This is a genomic window from Massilia niabensis (assembly GCF_042655085.1).
GTDB lineage: Bacteria > Pseudomonadota > Gammaproteobacteria > Burkholderiales > Burkholderiaceae_D > Telluria > Telluria niabensis.
The window spans coordinates 197815-218727 of sequence record NZ_JBHSMU010000013.1 but is presented as its reverse complement, the minus strand read 5'-3'; the positions used below and the strand labels follow the sequence as shown (position 1 = coordinate 218727).

Sequence of the window (20913 nt, the reverse complement as noted above, 5' to 3'; positions counted from 1 at the left end):
GCGCCCGATGACGCAACTGACTCTCGTCGTGGCGATCGATGCCCAGCGCGGCATCGGCGTCGACAACAAACTGCCCTGGCACCTGCCCGAAGACCTGGCGCACTTCAAGCGCGTCACGCTGGGGCGGCCGATGATCATGGGCCGCAAGACCTTCGATTCGATCGGGCGTCCATTGCCGGGGCGGCGCAATATCGTCGTCACCCGCAACGCCGACTGGCGCCACGAGGGCGTCGAGGCGGTGACCTCGCTGGAGGCGGCCATTGCCATGGTCGGCGAGGAGGAAGCGAGCATCATCGGCGGCGCCCAGGTGTTCGAGGCGGCGCTGCCCCTGGCCGACCGCATGATCGTGACCGAGATCGACCATACGTTCGCGTGCGATACCTTCTTTCCGGCGATCGACCCGGCCGTGTGGAGGGAGGCCGCGCGCGAACGGCATCGTTCGGAAACGAACGGCTTTGATTATGCGTACGTGACCTACGTGCGCAGGGGCTGAACTATTTTCGTCGAGATACATGCATAGACCTGTAAGGTGGCGCGGCTCGACCCGGATGGGTGAGGAGCCGCTTGCCTGAACGCCGCCCACGCGTTCAACCAGCCCGTGATCTGTCGCGAGGTCTCGCCCGCCGGTTGAACGCGTGGGCGGCGCTAGGGCCTCGTGGACGCATCGTTCAGGGTGTAGCCGCACACCCTACGCCTGCTGGTGTGCGCCATGCTCGGCCGCATCCCGTTACCCTGATAAAAAATGTTCACCGGACAGCGGAATTTCTGCGAAAATCCGCTTCTTATTTTTCGGTGCCGTGCGTGGCGGGCCGTCCAACCTGGGCGGACCTGCTCCCACGGCGCTTCGCATTGGAGCTGTCAATGAAATTTCGTTTCCCCATCATCATTATTGACGAGGACTTCCGGTCCGAGAACACCTCGGGACTGGGCATCCGCGCCCTGGCCGCCGCGATGGAACAGGAAGGCATGGAAGTGCTCGGCCATACCAGCTATGGCGACCTGTCGCAGTTCGCGCAGCAGCAGTCGCGCGCCTCGGCCTTCGTGCTGTCGATCGACGATGAGGAATTCGGCGGCGGCTCGGACGAGGAAACCGACCATGCGCTGACCCGCCTGCGCGCCTTCGTGCAAGAGATCCGCCACAAGAACTCGAACATCCCGATCTACATCTACGGCGAAACGCGCACCTCGCGCCACATCCCGAACGACATCCTGAAGGAGCTGCACGGCTTCATCCACATGTTCGAGGACACGCCGGAATTCGTCGCGCGCCACATCATCCGCGAAGCGAAAGCCTACCTCGACAGCCTGGCGCCGCCCTTCTTCCGCGCGCTGGTGAACTACGCCTACGACGGCTCCTACTCGTGGCACTGCCCGGGCCACTCCGGCGGCGTCGCCTTCCTGAAGTCGCCCGTCGGCCAGATGTTCCACCAGTTCTTCGGCGAAAACATGCTGCGCGCCGACGTCTGCAACGCGGTCGAGGAGCTGGGCCAGCTGCTGGACCACACCGGCCCGGTCGCGAAGTCCGAGCGCAATGCCGCGCGCATCTACGGCGCCGACCACTGCTATTTCGTCACCAACGGCACCTCGACGTCGAACAAGATGGTCTGGCACAGTACCGTTGCGCCGGGCGACATCGTCGTCGTCGACCGCAACTGCCACAAGTCGATCCTGCACTCGATCATCATGTGCGGCGCGATTCCCGTGTTCCTGATGCCGACCCGGAACAACCTTGGCATCATCGGACCGATCCCGCTGGAAGAGTTCACCGAAGAGTCGATCGCACGCAAGATCGAAGCGAACCCGTTCGCGCGCGTGGCGAAGGACAAGAAGCCGCGCATCCTGACCATCACCCAGTCGACCTATGACGGCGTGGTCTACAACGTCGAGACCCTGCGCGAAATGCTGGACGGGAAAATCGAGACCCTGCACTTCGACGAAGCCTGGCTGCCGCACGCGACCTTCCACGACTTCTACAAGAACATGCACGCGATCGGCCGCGACCGCCCGCGCGCCAAGCAGTCGATGATCTTCTCGACCCAGTCGACGCACAAGCTCTTGGCCGGCCTGTCGCAGGCCTCGCAGGTGCTGGTGCGCGAATCGGAAACGGTGAAGCTCGACCAGGACGCCTTCAACGAGGCCTTCCTGATGCACACCTCGACCTCGCCGCAGTACTCGATCATCGCCTCCTGCGACGTCGCCGCGGCCATGATGGAAGCGCCGGGCGGCACCGCGCTGGTGGAAGAATCGATCCTCGAGGCGCTCGACTTCCGCCGCGCAATGAAGAAGGTGGACCAGGAGTTCGGCAACGACTGGTGGTTCAAGGTCTGGGGCCCGGAAGTCGAATCGGAAGAAGGCATCGGCACCCAGGATGACTGGATGATCCGCGCCGAGGACGACTGGCACGGCTTCGGCAACCTGGCGCCGGGCTTCAACATGCTCGACCCGATCAAGTCCACCGTCGTGACGCCTGGCCTGTCGCTGGACGGCAAGTTCGGCGAGACCGGCATCCCGGCCTCGATCGTGACCAAGTACCTGGCCGAGCACGGCGTGATCATCGAGAAGTGCGGGCTGTACTCGTTCTTCATCATGTTCACGATCGGCATCACCAAGGGCCGCTGGAACACGCTGGTGACTGCGCTGCAGCAGTTCAAGGACGACTACGACCGCAACAAGCAGATGTGGCAGGTGATGCCGCAGTTCGCCGCCGCCAACCCGCGTTACGAAAACAGCGGGCTGCGCGATCTGTGCACCTCGATCCACACCTTCTACAAGCAGTACGACGTGGCGCGCCTGACGACCGAGATGTATTTGTCGGACATGGTCCCGGCGATGAAGCCGTCGGATGCATTTGCCAAGATGGCGCGCAAGGACATCGAGCGCGTGGCGATTGAAGAGCTGGAAGGCCGCACCACGGCGATCCTGCTGACGCCTTACCCGCCGGGCATTCCACTGCTGATCCCGGGCGAGCGCTTCAACAAGATCATCGTCGATTACCTGCGCTTCGCGCGCGACTTCAACGAACGCTTCCCGGGCTTCGAGACCGACGTGCACGGCCTGGTCAAGCGCGAGGTGAATGGCAAGCGCGATTACTTCGTGGATTGCGTGCGCCAGGATTGATTGGCTGTCGCTGATGTGAAAAGAGGAGCCGCTGGCTCCTCTTTTTGTTTATGGGGTCGTAGGGTGGGCGGGTCTCCCGTCCACGCGTTCAAATAGTGCCCGCATTAAGTGCGATAGTTCAAGCTTCTATCGAACGCGTGGACGGGGAACCCGTCCACCCTACGGTCACCTGCGCTTGAGCTCTACAATTGGCGCGGGCGCTGCAACCGGCTTCGCATTCATCTCTGCTCGCGCCTGCACGATCACGCTCCTCGCCGCCGTCAGCCCAAGCACGCCCATCACCCCAGCGACGAACAGGTCGGGCAGCCCGCTGCCGGTCTTGAAAACCCCAAGCGCCGCCAGCATCACCGCCACGTTCCCGATCGCATCGTTGCGCGTGCACAGCCAGACCGAGCGCATGTTCGAGTCGCCGTTGCGGTAGGCGAACAGCAGCACCGCAACCAGGCCGTTGGCGGCTAGCGCGGCAAAGCCGATGGCGCCCATCGTCGTCGCTTTCGGCACGGTGCCTGCGGCCAGGTGCCAGAGCGCCGTGCCAATCACGAACACGCCGTAGGCGCCCATGGTCGCGCCCTTCACCAGCGCGGTGCGCGAGCGCCAGATCGGCGCCATGCCGAGGACGAACAGGGAGATGCCATAGTTGGCGGCGTCGCCGAAAAAGTCCACCGCGTCGGCCAGGAGCGAGACTGAACCGGAGGCCCAGCCGCCGACCAGCTCCACGAAGAACATGAGGGCGTTGACGCCGAGGGCGATCCAGAGGACGCGCCGGTACGCCGGATCAACGGGCGGCTTGTCGGATGAACAGCCGCCGCTGCAGCAATCGGCCATGACAGCCTCCGCTAGAAATAATTCAACCCATGAAGCCTGCCGCCCGAAACCGTATCAGGTTTTCGGCAGCGTCACGCCGTGCTGGCCCTGGTACTTGCCGCCACGGTCCTTGTACGAAGTCTCGCACACTTCGTCGCTCTCGAAGAACAGCACCTGGGCGCAGCCCTCGCCCGCGTAGATTTTCGCCGGCAACGGGGTCGTGTTCGAGAACTCGAGCGTCACATAGCCTTCCCATTCCGGCTCGAACGGGGTCACGTTGACGATGATGCCGCAGCGCGCATAGGTCGATTTGCCGAGGCAAATCGTCAGGACATTGCGCGGGATGCGGAAGTATTCCATGGTGCGCGCCAGCGCGAACGAGTTCGGCGGGATGATGCAGACATCGCTTTTCACGTCGACGAAGGATTTCTCATCGAAATTCTTCGGGTCGACAATGGTGCTGTTGATGTTGGTAAAAATCTTGAATTCGTCGGCACAGCGGATGTCATATCCGTACGACGAGGTGCCGTAGGAAATGATGCGCCGCCCTTCCTGTTCGCGCACCTGGCCGGGCGCGAACGGTTCGATCATGCCGGTTTCCTGCGCCATGCGGCGGATCCAATTATCGCTTTTGATGCTCATCGCTGGGTTCTCTCATGTAAAGCTGGCAATCCTGCAATTTTACGCGAAAAGCGGCCCGACACCCCGAAGTCGATGCTGCTGCGTCAGACACGCAGTCAAGCCGATGCTGTCTGGCGGCGCCGGGGCAACGGCCGCTGGACAGCCAGGCGCGTGATCATCTCATGCGTCAGCTGGGCGGCGCGCGCCGGGTACTCCATCGGGTACAGATGCGAGCCTTCGGTCATGACGAAGTTTTCCCGCACCAGCTTGCGGGTGCCGGCGAGGCCCGCCTGGCGCAGCTCTTCCGAGCGGGTTGCGCCGATGAAGCCGACCGGCACCGGGAAGTCGCGGCGGATGATGTCGCCGAGGTGGTGCGGCAGCGAGTTGTAGATCAGGGTTTCGACGTCGCGTTTGAAACGCAGCTGCAGGCCCTCCGGATGCGGGATCAGGCCGACGTCGAGATAGTCGTCCAGTACGCCCGGCGCCCAGGCGGCGAAAATGTCTTTCGAAATGAAATGCTGGTAGGCCGTCGCGCGGTCCGGCCAGACGCTGCGGCGCCGTTCGGAAAAACGCGCCGGGGAAAAGCGCGAGGCCTTGCCCAGCAGTTTCACGAGCCGCCAGGCCACGGCGCGCCAGCCCGCCACCACGGGCGAGTCGAGCATCACGACGCTGTGCGCCAGCTCCGGGCGGCGCGCGGCCACCATAGTGCTGAGCATGCCGCCGAGCGAATGGCCGACCAGGATCGCCGGCCGGCCGTAGCCTTCGATCCCGGCGATCAGCTCGTCCACCAGGCCGTCCCAGCCATCGCCGACGGGGAAGCGCGGGTCGTGGCCGATCATGTCGGTGGTGTGGACGTCGTAGTGCGCCCGCAAGCCGTCGAGCAATTGGCGATAGGTACCAGACGGGAAACTGTTACCGTGGCAGAAGTGCAGCAGGGGCTTGGGCATGTGGCGCGGGACGATTGAAGACGGGCTTCGATTGTAATCGCGGAATGTAAGGAGCGTGCCGGGCGCGTCACTTGTTTAGAAGGAAACGCCTATAGTCAGGGACATTGTCGGGCCGCTTGTAAAGATGGGTAAAAAGCGCCCGCCCGGCAGCGCGCTGCGAAACCCCTTTGTTATGATCGCGGCATGAACCACGTCCTGCTGATCGACGACGACACCGAACTCGTCGGAATGTTGTCCGAATACCTTGAACAGGAAGGCTTTGCCGTCGGCTGCGCCCACGACGGCGCGGCGGGCGCCCGCGAGGCGCTGAGCGGACGCTTTGCGATCGCCGTCCTCGACGTCATGATGCCGGCCCTGAACGGCATCGACACGCTGCGGCGCATCCGCGCGCAGAGCCGGATCCCGATCCTGATGCTGACCGGGCGCGGCGACGACGCCGACCGCATTCTCGGCCTGGAACTCGGCGCCGACGACTACGTCACCAAGCCCTGCACCCCGCGCGAACTGACGGCGCGCGTGCGCGCCATCCTGCGCCGCACCCACGATGCCCAGCCCGCCGGCGCGAACGCCGGCGCCGTGGTGCACGCCGTCGGCAAGCTGACCGTGCTCCCCGAGCAGCGCCGCGCGACCTGGGACGGCGCCACGCTGGAACTGACCAGCACCGAGTTCAACCTGCTGGAAGTCCTCGCGCGCCATGCGGGCCGCCCGGTCAGCAAGGGAGAACTGTCCGAACAGGGGCTGGGCCGGCCGCTGGCGCGTTTCGACCGCAACATCGACGTCCACCTGAGCAGTTTGCGCCACAAGCTCGGCTTGCTCGAGGACGGCCGCTCTCCCCTGCAAACCGTGTACCGGCTCGGCTACCAGCTGATCCGCGACTAGCGATGGCACGCGCAGGTGGCCCCGCTGCGGGAACCGTGACCGGGAAGCTGTTCTGGAAATTCTTCCTGTCGATCCTGCTGGCGCAGGTGGCCGCCGCCGCCGGTATCGGCGGTGTGTTCTGGCTGCGCGAGCAGGCGCGCCTGTCCAGCCGCACGCAGGCCATCGAAACCGGCCCGCCGGCGGCCTTCCTGATCGACTCGGCGGCCGTCGCCCTGAAGTACGGCGACCTGCCGGCGTTGCGCGAACTCATCGGGCACATGCACAGGCATACCGTGTATGTCGTCGACGCCGGCGGGCGCGACCTGCTCGGCCGCGAAGTCACGCCCGCCATGCGCGCCCAGGCGCGGCGCGAACTGAAGGCCGAGCGCCACTACCATCCGGTGCGCATCCTGAGCGCGCGTGACGGCGGCCAGTGGCTCGCTTTCGTGCCCGCGCGCCGGAACCATGCCGGCAGCGGCGGCAAGGACATGGCCGATGCCCTGCCGCCGGACGCAAGAGATGCACCTGGCGCGCTGGCCGCCGCTGCCCGCGCCCAGCCAGGCGCACCTGGAGCGCCTCCTCCCCCGGGCTTCGGCGGCCCCCGTGGTCCGCGCGGACCCTTCGGTCCCGGCTGGGGGGTGGGAACGCCAATGTTCGTGCTGGCCAGCTTGCTCGTCAGCCTGCTGTTCGCCTTCCTCCTGGCCTGGTATTTCTCGCGCCCGATCCGCGCGCTGCGCACCGCCTTCGAGGCGGCCGCCGCCGGCGACCTCGCCCCGCGCTTCGGCAGCAGCGCGGCCGGCGGGGACGAACTGAACGACCTGGGACGCGACTTCGACCGCATGAGCGGCCGGCTGCGTGCCCTGATGGATGGCCAGCGCCGCCTGCTGCACGACGTCTCGCACGAATTACGCTCGCCGCTGGCGCGCCTGCAGGCGGCGATCGGCCTCGCGCACCAGCAGCCCGACAAGATTGCCACTTCCCTGGCGCGCATCGAACGCGAAAGCGAGCGCATGGACAAACTGGTGGGCGAGCTGCTGACCCTGTCGCGTCTGGAGGCCGATCCCGACCTGCCGAAGGACGAACTGGTCGACATGCAGGAACTGGTGGACGCGATCGCGCTCGACGCCCGCTTCGAAGCCGAAACGCAGGGCGCCGCCATCGATGTCGGCGTCGATATCGACCTCGCCCTCCCCGCCCAGGTGCGCGGCGCGCCGGACCTGCTGTGGCGCGCGATCGAGAACGTCGTGCGCAACGCGATGAAGCACGGCGGCGCCGGCGGCGTGGTCGAGCTCAAGCTGCGCACCGTGGCGCGCGCGGTCTGCATCGACGTGGTCGACCGCGGCCCCGGCATTCTCGAGGCGGACCTGCCGACCATCTTCCAGCCCTTCTTCCGCTCGAATCCAGCGACCAACAACGTCGATGGCCACGGCCTCGGGCTTGCGATCGCCGAGCGCGTGATCCGCGCGCATGGCGGCAGCATCACGGTGGCGAACCGGGCCGGGGGCGGGCTGCAGGTGACGATCACCCTGCCGCTGGCGCGCTAGTTAATGAGCTGCCTTACCTGCCGTGCCAGTAGCGCGGGTGCTCGCGGCGGTATTCGCGCACCGTGATCGCGCGGCCGAATTCGAAGATGAGCGCACCGGATTCGTCGGTGCGCAAACGGCGGATGCCGAGCTGGCCGTAGCGCTCGTAGACTTCGCGTTTCGGGTGCCGGTAACGATTACGGTGCCCCACCTGGAACACGCCGATCGACGGCTGCACGGCGGCGAGGAAGGCCGGCGTCGACGAGGTGCCGCTGCCGTGGTGCGGCGCGAGCAGCACGTCGGCGCGCAGCGCCGCAGGCGAGGACTGCACCAGCCGGGCTTCCTGCGCCGCTTCGATGTCGGCGGCCAGCAGGATCGCGCGGCCACGGTTCGATATCCGCAGCACGCAGCTGCGCGCATTCGGTTTCAGGCCTGGATCGTCGTAACTCGCGCTGTCCGGCTGCACCATCTCGAACAGGACGCCGTCCCACTCCCAGCGCTGGCCGGCTTCGCAACGCCGGTGCAGTTTTGCGGCGGCCACCACCGGGTGCGCCGGGCCCAGCGAACTGGCCACCCACGCCACTGGAAGCGCTTCGAGCACGCTCGCGGCGCCGCCGACGTGATCGAGGTCGCTGTGCGTGACGACCAGCCCGTCGAGCCGGTGGATACCGCGCGCGCGCAGGTAGGGAAGGATCACGCGCGTGCCGCCGTCCTGGCCGGGCGCGTACTGCGGGCCGGTATCGTAGAGCAGCCGATGCTTGTGCGTTTCGACCAGCAGCGCCATGCCCTGGCCGACGTCGAAGGCGGTGACGACCAACCGGCCCGGCTCCGGATGGGTAGGCAAGAGCGTGAACAGGGGCAGCCAGGCGGCGGCGCCCGTCCATCGGTGCGGCCAGCCGCGCGGCGCCAGCATCCACGCCGTGCCGGCCAGCGCCAGCGCGAACAGCCACGGCGGCGGCGCCGGCGCACTCCAGACGGCGACCGGCAGCTCGGCCAGCCACGCCAGCACCTTCGCCAGGGACTCGACCGCGAACTGGGCGGTCCAGAGCACGGGATCTGACAACGGCGCCGGAAGCAGGCTGCCCAGCAGCGCCAGCGGCGTCACGATAAAACTCACGACGGGGATCGCGACGGCATTGGCGAGGGGACCCACGATGGAGACCTGCGAAAACAGCAGCAGCGTCAGCGGCACCAGGCCGAGCGTCACCGCATATTGGGTGCGCGCCGCTAGAATTAGTGTGCCGCGCAGGCCTTTCTTGTTGCCACCAGCGCGTCCCAGGCCGGCGTACAGGATGGTCGCCACCGCAAAGAACGACAGCCAGAAGCCCGGCCAGAGCACGGCCCAGGGATCGAGCAACACCACCAGGCCGAGCGCCAGGCACAGGATGTGCGACACGCTGGTGAGGCGCCCCGTCCACAGTGCCAGCGCGACCACCGCCAGCATGTACAGGGTGCGCTGGGCCGGCACGCCGAAGCCGGCCAGCAGCACGTACAGCAGCGCCACGCCCGCGCCGGCAAGCGCCGCAACCTTTTGCGCCGGCAGGACCAGTGGCCAGGCGCCGGAGGTAAAAAAGGAGCGGCGCCACAGGCTGGAGGCGAGCAGTGCCGCCAGACCGGCGATCATCGTGATGTGCAGCCCGGAGATCGCAACCAGGTGACTGACGCCGGTGCGGTTGAACACGTCCCAGTCCGACTGTTCGATACCGCGCTGGTCGCCGACGACCAGCGCAACGATCACGCCGGCATAGGGCTTGCCTTCCAGCGCCTTCGAAATGCGCTCGCGCAGCAGGTCGCGGCCGCGCTCGACGAAATGCCCGGCGGTCGGGACGAAATCGTCCATGCGGCGGTTGCCGCTTGCCGCGCGCACATAGCCGGTGGCGCGCACGCCCTGCCCCAGCAGCCAGGCTTCGTAGTCGAAGCCATGCGGGTTCGCATTCCCGTGCGGGCGCTGCAGGCGCACCGTCAGGCGCCAGCGCTGGCCAGGGCGGACCGTCATGGCGTCATCGGCGCCGCGGTACCACGACAGCGCCAGCTTCGGCGGAATGCTGGTGGCCGGCGCCAGCACGCTCTCGACCGCGAACTGGAAGCGCACGCCCTGGCCGAAATCGTGCGGCAGCTTGTCGACGGTGCCGACCACGTCGATGTCGCGCCCTTCGTCGGCCTTGTCGAGCTGCCGGGCGAGGACGGCGTGCGCCAGGCAGGCGGCCCAGCAGAAGCCGAGCAGCGCGCCGGCGACGGCGGCGCATGGAGGTCTGCGGGAGACCTGCAGGAGCACGAGCGCGGCCAGGGCGCAGGCGAGGATGCGCCAGGCATCGGGCAAGGTGGCGGCTGTTTGCAGGACGGCGGCGCCGGCGACGAAGCCGAGGATGGCGGAGCGCATGGGAGGCGCAGGCTAGGCGGGCCGCGGCGTCAGGACTGGATCGGCCGCGTCACGCAAGCTTTCCATTGTCGTCGCTCGCGGCCTGCTCCGGCGCATCGGCCAGTCGCACCAGTCGCCACGCTCCGCGTCGTTCGATCGACTTGGCCGAGTTTGCCGAGCGGCTGAAGCCGCCGGGCGGGAGCGCGAAGGTTGCAGGCGGCAGCAGACTCCCCCGCGCGAACCAGCGCGTACCGTCCAGCGCACGAGGGTCATCGCACAGCCACCAACCGCTGGCCGGACACGGCAATCCAGTGGCGGCGAAACTGCCAACCGCTACGCCCTGTTGCTCCATCACGCTGGGCCCCGTGCCGGCGGAAGTGATGCCGGCAGCCGCCACAGGGGTCGCCTGGGCAAGCGGCAGCGGCGACGGCACCCGCTTGCGGCTGCGCTTGTCGACGAGTTTCCAGGAAGTCTGGGTCTTCGATTCGAAGCTCGGCTGAACGCCTCTGAGCTTCTCCCACAAGGTCTGCGGCGGCAGCAGCAAGGCCTGCGGCATACGCTCGCCCTTCCGGATGTACTGGCGCTGCCCACCCAGCACACCGATGCCGTTGCCGCCGTCGCTGCATTGCCACCAGCCGCTTTCCGGGCAACGCTCGCCGGCCCAGGCGTAGCTGCCGAGCGGAGTTGGCGGCGATTCGGCTGCGACACGTTCGGGTGGCTGGGTAGGGCGCACGCGGATGCTGGACGAAATCCTGTCCCACATACCCATTGCCGCGCCCTCCGACAGCGAGGACGGAACAGGGCCATGGTCGCCCTCGCCGGTATCCATCTGAAATACGATATGGGGTACGAAAATGTTGTCGGTCGTTCCAGCGACCTCCCACCAGAAGCTGTAGACGATCGAGTCGTTCAGCTCATGAACACGTTTGACCACTTCCTCCCCATAGATGCCCCCAATTGTCCGAGGCGCCGCCCGTAGCCTGGAAAAGCGCATCCTCTCGGTCGGCGAAAATTGTGATTTTGTCGCAGCGTCCCGTTCTATCAGCCCGTCCTTATCCGGCTGGAGGCCAGCGGCAAGAATCAGCAGGAAGCGGATATCGGGGTTGCTTGGGAGCCGCGCGAACATCGTGATCTGTTCCAGTTGATCGGCCGTGAGCGGGTCCCGAAGATAGGCGCCGTCCATACAGAAACCAGGCTCCGCGGGGACTTTATTTTCGGGATTCGGCACTAGCTTGACAGCAAGTTTCAGAACATTGCCGACCATGTCAGGGAAGTAAAAATCCGACGCCAAATTGACACTGACACCGTTGCCGTGCATGAGGGCCTCGACTGCAACACCTTCATGGCGGTAGCGCTCGATCTCCAAGCCGTTTGATGCCGTGCCCTCCTTCACTGCTCGGCTATGGACCAAAAGTTTTCCGGTCATCCCGCCGTCGCCCCTCACCTCTTTCGCCACTTCCAGATTCCGGTCCCCGCCCAGCCGATCGGGCTTGGCCTTGATGAGCGCTTCGCGCTCTGCAAGGCGAGTCTGGAACTCATCCAGAGTTTCGGGGAATATCACGACGGTGAATCCGTCAATACGAGGGGTGCTGAATGTAATCTGCGCCTCTTTCGGCAAATCAAGCAAAAATCGCCCGACGCACACCGTTTTCATTTTCTCGGTCATTCGCACTACCTCGTGTCTGTCCTGACGCGCCATCCCGTGTTCGTTCAGGACCGCGCCTAGAGCCCAGGCTGTCGCCAAAGCCGCGATAACGATCCCGGCCGGCACTTTTGCCAGCTTGTTATGGATCCAGTGCTTCACGACAGCTCCTGGGCGATCTTCACAATCAAGCGAAGCGTTAGCTTGAGCATGTCGTCGTTGTTATACGATCCTTGGTGATCGTAGCCTTGCGTTGGGAACACCTGCTTCACATGGCCGGCCACACCAGCGCCGGATTGACGAGGAACGGTCCCGTCGCCACGGACATCTTGCGGCTCGGGCTCGAAATGCAGCTCGGCTTTGCCCTCGACGAGAACGCGCCTCTGACCATTTGGCCTGTGGCCAAGGAAGGTCGCATCTGCCACGTTCGCCGTCGTCAAGGCGCAAGCAGAACCGGCCCCCTGCCGCGCGACCCAACTGACGCGACCGTATGACAGTTCATTTTGGTCATCGCCATAAAAGGCGTATGTATTTGGATGGTAATAATCACCTAAAGAGCGGTGGAACTGTTCGGCAGTCGCAATAGCTGACCTGATTTGCAATTCGACGCCTCCAGGTTTTTTTGTGTACTTCCCGGCTGGGTCGGCGAGCGCCGGATTAATGAGGCGGTACCAACACGTCAAGTTCCGGTACAGATCATAGGGATTAGGCGCCCGTGCGCTGGGCAAATGCAAATAATCCGCCGAGGTCTCGCTTAGCCGGACGACGTCATCCTTTGCGCCATAGCCTGCGCCTCGAGGTGGGCCAAACGACTTGATGACCCGCACATGCAGCCACGGCTGTGGGTAAAGGTGATTCGGCAACAGTTCAAGGGCCCCTGGCGACGTCGCCAGCACGGGGGTTGTCTTGTCAGTTGTCCGTCCCAGAATCATCGCAGCCCTTGACGCTTCGAAATTTTCCAAAGGCCCATTGCCTGGACTCGACGCCTCCGTTCCGCAAGCGATCCGGCGGTAGGCGACCGGTGCTCCCAGTGCAGGCATTACGCCGTGAATCACCCCGGCGATCTTGTCGGAAATACGCTTCGCGCATGCTCTCGCTACCAATCCGCCCATGGAGTGGGTTACGAGGATAACCTTGTCACAGCGCCGGTTCGCATTTCGCCAAAATGCAATGATTTCAAGGATGCGCTTCTCCAGGACCAACGACGACGTTTGACAGTCCTCGAGCCAGCAATAGCCGAGCGAATACACCGGAAAATAATGCTGGGCGTGTTTTTTGAGCTCCCCTTCGGTCAGCGGCGCGAAGTCGCGCAGGCCCCATTTCTTCGGATCGCAGGCCATCACATCTTGCCAATGCTGTTTAATAAGGTGCTTCTTCTTTGGCGCGTCGTACCAAAATGTCTGGTTCAGGCGCGTCTCCAGGGCGTAAAGCAGGGGACCGTACGATTCAGCATGCACCTCTCCCCAACCTCGCTCGCGCACATCCTCTTCTTTCAGAACGTAGCCGTCATCCGAGTTTGGAAGACCAACAGGACCACTGTCGTCAACCTCCAAGGTCGGCGAGTCGAACAGGAGTTGCCGGTCCGTGGGCGTAAAGCCGTCCCATCGATCAGCGGCACGCAATCCCTCGCTCTTGCCATTTGGGGGGCGCCAAACCGGGTCCCCAGGTCGCGCTCTCTGATTTCTTTCAGCGTCTTTTGTTTCGGGCCCCGGCAAACGCTTGGCCCTGAGATTCGTTCCCATAATGCCGGGTACAACGATAACCGGCACGATACTATTCGACGGCATGAGGGCCAGTCCACGCAGGGTGTAATCCTCGGAGGACATGAAGGAATTGACCTCCCAGCCCCCGTTAGACAAGGGAACAGGGGGCGGTAACGGCCTGGTCTTTTCACTCATGGGGCTGATGGCTCTTCAGCGCGTCAAGGAAGCAGCTCGAAACGCACCGGCCCCAGCGTGGCGCCCTGGACCAGCGCCGTGCGTCCGTCTTCGTCGCTAACGCCGTCGATCGTGCTGCCGTCCTCCAGGTGGGCGATGTAGCGCTGGTTGGGAATCGGTTCGCGCGTTTGCAGGTGGCGCAGGACGAGGCGCTCGTCGGTCCGTATTTTGGAGGAGGCGAAATCGAGCGTTTGCGGGCTGCCTCCACCCGCACCGGCGCGCCTGATTTCAGTGGCCTTGAAGATGTGCGGGCCGGCGCTTTGCTGGGTGATGCCGCCGTCCGCCCATTCCGTTTGCGCACCCTTCGAGACAATGCGCACCAGCGGCGCCTCGATGTGGATCGCTTCCGAGGAGATCAGGCTGATCCGGCCGGACGACTTGATCTCGACGCTGCCCTGATGGGCCTCGATGGCCACGTTGCCGCGCCCGGCCACGAGCTTGATGCCCAGCGCATGGGCGAACGCGCTGATCGAACGCGCTGCGCGCACGAACACGTTGCCGCCGGCGCAGACCTCGGCGTCGCCGCCGCTGACCACGTCGATCTTTTTTTCGGAGGCGAGCGCCACGTTGTCCTGGCTGGCCAGCACGATCCCGGCCGGCGCGGTGACAGCGACCATCGCCGCGGCCCCGGCGGCAGCCGCTGCGCCTGGCGCGACGTTGGTGCCCGCATCCCAGGCCTTGAGCTTGTCGACCAGTTCCGCCAGGCGCGCGTTGCCCGGCTCGTCGCCAGCGTGCTGCTCGGCCAGTTTGGCCATTTCGTCGGCCACGCTCTGCATCAGCGCTGCGAGGCCGACCAGTCCGGCGCGGGCCAGCTGCTCTCCGGCGCCGGCGGGCGAGGCCTCGGCGCTCACCAGCACGCCTTCGCGGCCGCGGATGGCGACGGCGCGCTCGCTGCGCAGCTCCGCGCCCTCGCCCCTGGGCTCGGCCGCGCCATTGGCGCGCGGACGCGTCAGCCAGCCCAGGTTCAGCTGCGAGGTGCCATGGTCGCTCGCCAGCTGCGCGCTGATTTCGCCGCGCGTGTCGTCGAAGCGCAGGACGTTGCCACGCTGGCCGCCGATCTCGCGGCTGCGCAGGCCCGCCAGGTAGCGGTTGCCCGGCAATTCGCCGTCCGGGCTGAGCGCCGGCGGCGTGGCGCGGCTGTTGAACAGTTGCGACAGAACGATCGGCCGGTCCGGGTCGCCGCCGAGGAAGGCGACCAGCACTTCGGTGCCGACGCGCGGCAGGCCGAGCGCGCCGCACTGCTGGTGGCTGCCTGGCCCGTTGCCGGCCCAGTTCGAGGCGACCCGTACCCAGGCCGAATCGGCCGGTGCGCCGGAGACCCCGGCGCCGTTCGCATGGCCATGGTCGGCCGGGCGCATGCCGGGAAAGCGGATCTTCACCCGTCCCAGCGCGTCGCAGTGCACCTCTTCGTTTTCCGGTCCGACCACGATCGCGCTTTGCAGCTGCGGATGCGGCAGGTCGACCCGCGGGTCGAAGGCCGGCACGAAGGGCACTCCGCGGCGCACGGCCGTGAAGCGCACGTGCACGTGTGCCGCGCTGCCGTCACCGGTCGAGGCGGCAGGCAGTTGCCAGCCGCTGCGGGCCAGCAAACGGTCGATGCGCGCGGACAGGTCGCCCGGCAGGTTGTTGCAGACGGTTGCGTGCAGCTCGGTGATGACGAACTGGCGCTCCGCAGCGGGATGGGTATCGATCTCGGGATGGCCGGCCAACGTGAAGTACTGCCCAGCGCAGAAATCGCGCACGCTGCCTTCGCCATGGAAGCATTTCGCTTCGAACTCGTGGCGCTGCATGCGCAACTGGCCGAGGCGCCAGTGGTCCTCGAAGTCGTTGCCGGCATGGGGCGCTTCGACCAGGTAGTCGTCGAGGCTGGCGGCAAAGCCGCTGCCCCACCCGCCCTGGTCGCTGCCGGCGCGCGTGGTGGCGGCCATGAAGTGGGCGCCGCCCGGATTCTTGTAGTCCCAGCTGTGGCGCGTGGTGCTGCCCGGCTGCAGCGAGCGGGCGCCGCTCCAGGAGGTGATGGTGTCGCGCTGCCCGGTCGCGTCGTCGCGGTGGTAGCGCACGGTGCCGGCGGCGTTTTCCGGCAGGTTGACCGCATCGGCGAACAGCACCAGCGTATGCGCGGGGATGCGGTCGTAGGCGGAGTCAATGCGGGCGTCGACGGTGCTGGTGCGGCTGCGTCCGGCGCGCACCAGCCACGAAATGCCGCGGCGGCGCAGCAGGCGGCGGACAAAAGCGGCATCCGATTCGTTGTACTGCATCGTCTGCTCGCGCCGGGGATAGCGTTCGGCCTCGAGCAGCGGATCGAATTCGTACTCGAAGGCGCCGGCCAGGGTGGTGTTCGCATGGCGCCACTCGTCGAACAGTACCTGCACGATGTCGAGTTCGTTCATCTGGCGGAAAATGCGGCTGTTGACGCGCTTTTCCATGATCGACAGCGCGTCGCGCAGCACCAGCTGGTAAGTGGCGAGGCCGCCGTCGCTGTCGCCGGAGCGCGCTTCGGTGACGATGCCGCAGATGCTGCGCAGGCCGCCGCGGTCGAGGACGACCTGCACTTCGGCCGGCAGCGCGATCAGTTCCTTCAGGGGCAGCGCCGGGTCGCTGGCGACGCAGGCGACCCGGTATTCGAGTCCGCCGCAAATCGATTCGGTGCCGGTGATGCGCTGCGGGAGAAGGACATCATCAAGGAGGCCTTCGGCGTGGGCGAGTCGCAGACGCAGGACGCGATGCGCGGTGCTCAGTGACCGCTCGTGCTGCAGTACGCGGAGGAACTCGCTCGCGCTGTCCAATTTCGTCTCCCAGGCCGAAAAAGCCATGGTCGCACGAACCCGACATTACCAAGTTGCGTACCATCATCGTGCACAAGGCCAAACGAGCTGAACTTTACGCCGCAAGGGCATATCGGCTGTATGCATACACAGTTGAGGCCGTCAGTGGCGAAAGGTTCCGCCGCGCTTGTCGATTACGCCAGCAATGCGGCCAGCCGCGGGATGGCCTCGATCGAACTGCGCCAGGCGGCGGTGCACACTTCCGGCTCGCCGATCCCACGCAGGCCGGCCAGCGCCGCACCGATCGCCGGCAGCTGCTCCGGGCTGTTGCGCGCCGGGTGGATCCAGGCCGGCGAGATGTCCGGCGCATCGGTCTCAAGCACGATCCGGTCCAGCGGCAGCGTGCTCGCCAGCCGCCGGATCTGGAGCGCGCGCGTAAAGGTCATGGCGCCGCCGAACCCGAGGTGCATGCCTAGCTTGATAAAGGTATTCGCCTGCTGCTCGCTGCCGTTGAAGGCATGCGCGATGCCGCCGGGCGGCGTAACCTGGCGCAGGTGCTTGAGCACCTGGTCCTGCGAGCGGCGCACATGGGTCAGCACCGGCAGGCCGAAGTCGCGCGCGATGCGCAGCTGCTCCCTGAAGAAGCGCTCCTGCTTCTCGCGCATCGCGGGCTCGCACAGCAGCGGAATGAAGAAATCGAGGCCGATCTCGCCGATGGCCACGAAACGCGGATCGCTCATCGCGCGCTCCACCGCGGCGCGCAGCGCGAGCAGGTCTTCGTCCTGCGCCTGCGGTACGCAGATCGGATGGATGCCCAGCGCATAACTTGCGTTCGGCGCGCCGTGCGCCAGGTCCGCGACAGCCTTGAAATTGCCGCGCTCGACCGCCGGGATCACGATCATCGACACCCCGAGTCCGCCGGCCCGCGCAGCGACGTCGAGCGCCTGGGCGCCGAATTCGTGGGCGTCCAGGTGGCAGTGGGTGTCGATCCACATGGGCCTTACGCCTCCATCGGTTGCAGGCCGTGTTCGGTCAGGCGCAGCGCGCGGTCGCAACGGCGGGCCAGTTCCATGTCGTGGGTGACGATGACGAAGGCCGTGCCCAGGGTGCGCGAGAGTTCGAGCATCAGGTCGAAGATGGTGAGCGCCGTCGTGTGGTCGAGGTTACCGGTCGGCTCGTCGGCCAGCACGCAGGCCGGCTGCGTGACGAGCGCCCGCGCCAGCGCCACACGCTGACGCTCGCCGCCCGACAGCTCGCCCGGGCGGTGGACGACGCGCTTGCCAAGACCGACGCGCTCGAGGATTGCCTGCGCCTTCACGCTGGCGGCCGCATGCTTTTCGCGCCGGATCATGAGCGGCATGGCGACGTTGTCGAGCGCCGAGAACTCGGGCAGCAGGTGGTGGAACTGGTAGACGAAGCCGAGCGAGGAGTTGCGCAGGTCGCCGCGGCGGGTTTCCGACAGGGTCGCGAAGTCTTCGCCGAGCAGGGTCACCGAGCCGGTGCTGGGCGTATCGAGCCCGCCGAGCAGGTGCAGCAGCGTCGACTTGCCGGAACCCGAGGCGCCGACGATGGCCACCCGCTCGCCGCGCGAGATGGCGAAGTCGATCTGCTCCAGCACCTGGACCTGGTAGTCGCCCTGCTTGAAAGTCTTGCCGAGGCCTCGGCAGCTCAGCACCGGGGAGTTGATGGCATCAGCTTTTAATGCGTCACTCATAGCGCAGCGCCTCCGCAGGTTTTACGCGCGAGGCCGACCAGCTCGGGTAGAGCGTGGCGGCAAAGGCCAGCAGCACGGCGACGCTGCCGATTTTTGCGACGTCCGGCCAGCGCAAATCCGAGGGCACGGCGCTGAATTGGTAAATATCCTTGGACAAGAACTGCACTCCCAACAGGTTTTCGATAAATGGAACGATGGTTTCGATGTTCAGCGCGACCAGCACGCCGCCGCCCACGCCCAGCGCGGTGCCGAGCAGGCCCGCCACCGCGCCCTGCACCATGAAGATCTTCATGATCGAGCGCGGCGAGGCGCCCAGCGTGCGCAGGATGGCGATGTCGGGCTGCTTGTCGGTCACCGTCATCACCAGCGTCGAGACGAGGTTGAAGGCGGCCACGGTGACGATCAGCGTCAGGATGATGAACATCATCTTCTTCTCGGTCTGTACGGCGCCGAACCAGACGGCGTTGAGCTTCGACCAGTCGCGCATCACGAGCTCGCCCGACATGGATTTTTCCAGCTCGGCCGCCACCTGGGGGGCGGCGTGCATGTCGGCCACGCGCAGGCGCAGGCCGGCGGGCGCGGACAGGCGCTCCATCTTTTGCGCGTCCTCGATGCCGATAAAGGCCATGCCGGCGTCGAACTCCATGTGGCCCGATTCGAAGATGCCCGAGACGGTGAACGAGCGCATGCGCGGCAGCATGCCGGCCGGCGTGGTCTGGGCCTGGGCCAGCAGCATGGTCACCTTGTCGCCCACCTCCACGCCGAGCCCGCTGGCCAGCGCGTAGCCGAGCACGATGTTGAAGGTATTCGGCGCGAGCGAATCGAAGCTCCCCTGGCGCATGGTATTGGCCACCTTCGACACCTTGCGCTCGGCGCTCGGAAGCACGCCGCGGATCGTGACCGGGCGCATGGCGCCGTTCTTCTGCAGCAGCCCCTGCGACTCGACAAAGGGCGCGACGCCCAGCACGGCTGGATTGCGCAAGGCTTCCTGTTCGGCGGCGCGCCACTGGGGCATGTCGCCGCGCGCGTCGAACACTTCGATATGGGCCAGCACCGACAGCATGCGGTCGGTGACCTGCTTCTGGAAGCCGTTCATGACCGACAGCACGATGATCAGGGCCGCGACCCCAAGGCCGATCCCCGCCACCGAAATGAGCGAAATGAAGGAAATGAAGCCGCTGCGGCCGCTGCCCTTGCCTGCGCGCGTGTAGCGCAGGCCGACCAGCCATTCGAAGGGCAGTTTGTGGATGATGCTCATAATGATGTTACTCGTAACGGAGTGCTTCGGCCGGCTTCACGCGCGCCGCTGCCCAGCTCGGGTAGATGGTGGAGAAAAAGGCCAGCAGCACGGCGACGCCGCCGATGCTTGCCACATCCACCCAGCGCAGGTCGGACGGGATCTCGCTGATCAGGTAGATTTCCTTGGAGAGGAACTGCACCCCGAGCAGGCGCTCGATGGCCGGCACGATCACGTCGACGTTGAGCGCCACCGCCACGCCCAGCGCCACGCCCAGCGCGGCGCCGAGCACCCCGACCAGCGTGCCCTGCACCATGAAGATCTTCATGATCGAGCGCGGCGCGGCGCCCAGCGTGCGCAGGATCGCGATGTCGGCCTGCTTGTCCTTTACCGTCATGACGAGGGTCGAGACGAGGTTGAAGGCGGCGACCGCGATGATCAGGGTCAGGATGATGAACATCATGCGCTTTTGCGACTGCACGGCGGCGAACCAGATCGTGTTCACCTGCGACCAGTCGCGCATCACGAGTTCGCCCGCCGTGGCACCAGCCATGTCACGGCGCAGTTCCGAGGCCACGCGCGGCGCCTGGTGCAGGTCGCGCAGGCGCAGGCGCAGCCCCGCCGGGCCGCTGGCCTGGGCCGCTTGCGCCGCATCGTCCAGGTGCGCAAAGACGAGCGCGGAATCGAATTCATAGTGGCCGGCCTCGAAAATGCCCGACACGACGAAGGACTGGGTGCGCGGCATCGCGTTGCCGGAGGCCGCCGCGGCGTTGGCCCCGGGGTCGCCCCCCGCCATCAGCATGGCCAGGCGGTCGCCCACCTTGACGTCGAGCGCGGCGGCCAGCGCACTCCCCAGCACGACGTTCATCGAGCCGGGCGTGAGCGAGTCCAGGCTGCCCTGTTTCATCTGGCCCGCCACGTCGGAGACTTTCGCCTCAAGCGCGGGCAGCACGCCGCGCATCAGCACCGGCTTCATCACGCCGTCGCGCAGCAGCATGCCCTGCGCTTCCACGAAGGGCGCGGCGGCGACCACTTCCGGGTTACGCGCGGCTTCACGCTCGACCGCGCGCCAGTCGGGCATGCTGCCGCGCACGTCGAAGATCTCGACGTGGGCCAGCACCGACAGCATGCGGTCGGTGACTTCTTTCTGGAAGCCGTTCATCACCGACAGCACGACGATCAGCGCCGCCACGCCGAGCGCGATGCCGGCCACGGAAATGAGCGAAATGAAGGAGATGAAACGGTTGCGTCCGCTGCGCTTGCCGGCGCGCGTATAGCGCAGGCCGACCAGCCATTCGAACGGCAAGGTATGGACAATACTCATGAAGCTCCGGTTGCAAACGATGGTGCCGTGGCGGATCAGGCAACCGCCACGATGCGAATTTTGCA

Annotated in this window: 15 protein-coding genes; 4 read left to right on the top strand and 11 right to left on the bottom strand. The window is 66.0% G+C overall.

Features of this window, described 5'->3' with window-relative positions; genetic code table 11:
- The first annotated feature begins 7 nt into the window (after positions 1 to 7).
- The gene (locus ACFPN5_RS12850; RefSeq protein WP_379783794.1) at positions 8 to 493 is read left to right on the top strand and encodes a dihydrofolate reductase; all 486 of its coding nucleotides are present in this window, start codon (positions 8 to 10) and stop codon (positions 491 to 493) included.
- A 368-nt stretch (positions 494 to 861) separates the two neighbouring features.
- Positions 862 to 3117, top strand: coding sequence for an Orn/Lys/Arg family decarboxylase (locus tag ACFPN5_RS12845; RefSeq protein WP_379783792.1), 2256 nt, complete (start codon positions 862 to 864; stop codon positions 3115 to 3117).
- Between the two features lie 165 nt (positions 3118 to 3282).
- On the opposite strand, the gene ACFPN5_RS12840 is transcribed toward ACFPN5_RS12845, so the two are convergent.
- The 3 genes from ACFPN5_RS12840 to ACFPN5_RS12830 all read right to left on the bottom strand — a co-directional run bounded on the left by ACFPN5_RS12840 (position 3283) and on the right by ACFPN5_RS12830 (position 5489).
- A complete protein-coding gene (locus ACFPN5_RS12840; protein WP_379783790.1) occupies positions 3283 to 3942 on the bottom strand; it encodes a cation efflux transmembrane domain-containing protein in 660 nt (219 codons plus the stop codon).
- Between the two features lie 54 nt (positions 3943 to 3996).
- Positions 3997 to 4563: a dCTP deaminase gene (gene dcd, locus ACFPN5_RS12835; RefSeq protein ID WP_379783788.1), complete on the bottom strand. Its 567-nt coding sequence runs from the start codon at positions 4561 to 4563 to the stop codon at positions 3997 to 3999.
- Positions 4564 to 4658: 95 nt separating this feature from the next.
- Positions 4659 to 5489 (bottom strand): alpha/beta hydrolase, encoded by an 831-nt coding sequence (locus ACFPN5_RS12830; protein ID WP_379783786.1) that lies wholly within the window; start codon positions 5487 to 5489, stop codon positions 4659 to 4661.
- 183 nt (positions 5490 to 5672) lie between these two features.
- On the opposite strand from ACFPN5_RS12830, the gene ACFPN5_RS12825 reads away from it, so the two are divergent.
- On the top strand, positions 5673 to 6368 hold the full coding sequence (locus ACFPN5_RS12825) for a response regulator (protein WP_379783784.1): 696 nt from the start codon (positions 5673 to 5675) through the stop codon (positions 6366 to 6368).
- Positions 6369 to 6370: 2 nt separating this feature from the next.
- Positions 6371 to 7891, top strand: a complete 1521-nt coding sequence (locus ACFPN5_RS12820) for a sensor histidine kinase (RefSeq protein WP_379783782.1) — start codon at positions 6371 to 6373, stop codon at positions 7889 to 7891.
- A 13-nt stretch (positions 7892 to 7904) separates the two neighbouring features.
- Here the strand turns inward: ACFPN5_RS12820 and ACFPN5_RS12815 are convergent, their stop codons facing one another.
- From ACFPN5_RS12815 to ACFPN5_RS12780, 8 genes are all read right to left on the bottom strand, one after another.
- A complete protein-coding gene (locus ACFPN5_RS12815) occupies positions 7905 to 10250 on the bottom strand; it encodes a DNA internalization-related competence protein ComEC/Rec2 (RefSeq protein ID WP_379783780.1) in 2346 nt (781 codons plus the stop codon).
- 49 nt (positions 10251 to 10299) lie between these two features.
- A complete protein-coding gene (locus ACFPN5_RS12810; RefSeq protein WP_379783778.1) occupies positions 10300 to 12033 on the bottom strand; it encodes a T6SS immunity protein Tli4 family protein in 1734 nt (577 codons plus the stop codon).
- Positions 12030 to 13769: an esterase/lipase family protein gene (locus ACFPN5_RS12805; RefSeq protein ID WP_379783776.1), complete on the bottom strand. Its 1740-nt coding sequence runs from the start codon at positions 13767 to 13769 to the stop codon at positions 12030 to 12032. Before ACFPN5_RS12805 ends, ACFPN5_RS12810 begins: the two co-directional genes overlap by 4 nt.
- A gap of 23 nt (positions 13770 to 13792) precedes the next feature.
- Positions 13793 to 16594: a type VI secretion system Vgr family protein gene (locus tag ACFPN5_RS12800; protein WP_379783774.1), complete on the bottom strand. Its 2802-nt coding sequence runs from the start codon at positions 16592 to 16594 to the stop codon at positions 13793 to 13795.
- A 173-nt stretch (positions 16595 to 16767) separates the two neighbouring features.
- On the bottom strand, positions 16768 to 17568 hold the full coding sequence (locus ACFPN5_RS12795) for a TatD family hydrolase (protein ID WP_379783772.1): 801 nt from the start codon (positions 17566 to 17568) through the stop codon (positions 16768 to 16770).
- Between the two features lie 5 nt (positions 17569 to 17573).
- Positions 17574 to 18287, bottom strand: a complete 714-nt coding sequence (gene lolD, locus ACFPN5_RS12790; RefSeq protein WP_379783770.1) for a lipoprotein-releasing ABC transporter ATP-binding protein LolD — start codon at positions 18285 to 18287, stop codon at positions 17574 to 17576.
- The gene (locus ACFPN5_RS12785) at positions 18280 to 19545 is read right to left on the bottom strand and encodes a lipoprotein-releasing ABC transporter permease subunit (RefSeq protein ID WP_379783768.1); all 1266 of its coding nucleotides are present in this window, start codon (positions 19543 to 19545) and stop codon (positions 18280 to 18282) included. The genes lolD and ACFPN5_RS12785 overlap by 8 nt, the downstream gene beginning before the upstream one ends.
- Before the next feature lie 7 nt (positions 19546 to 19552).
- Positions 19553 to 20848, bottom strand: a complete 1296-nt coding sequence (locus ACFPN5_RS12780) for a lipoprotein-releasing ABC transporter permease subunit (protein ID WP_379783766.1) — start codon at positions 20846 to 20848, stop codon at positions 19553 to 19555.
- Positions 20849 to 20913 lie beyond the last annotated feature (65 nt).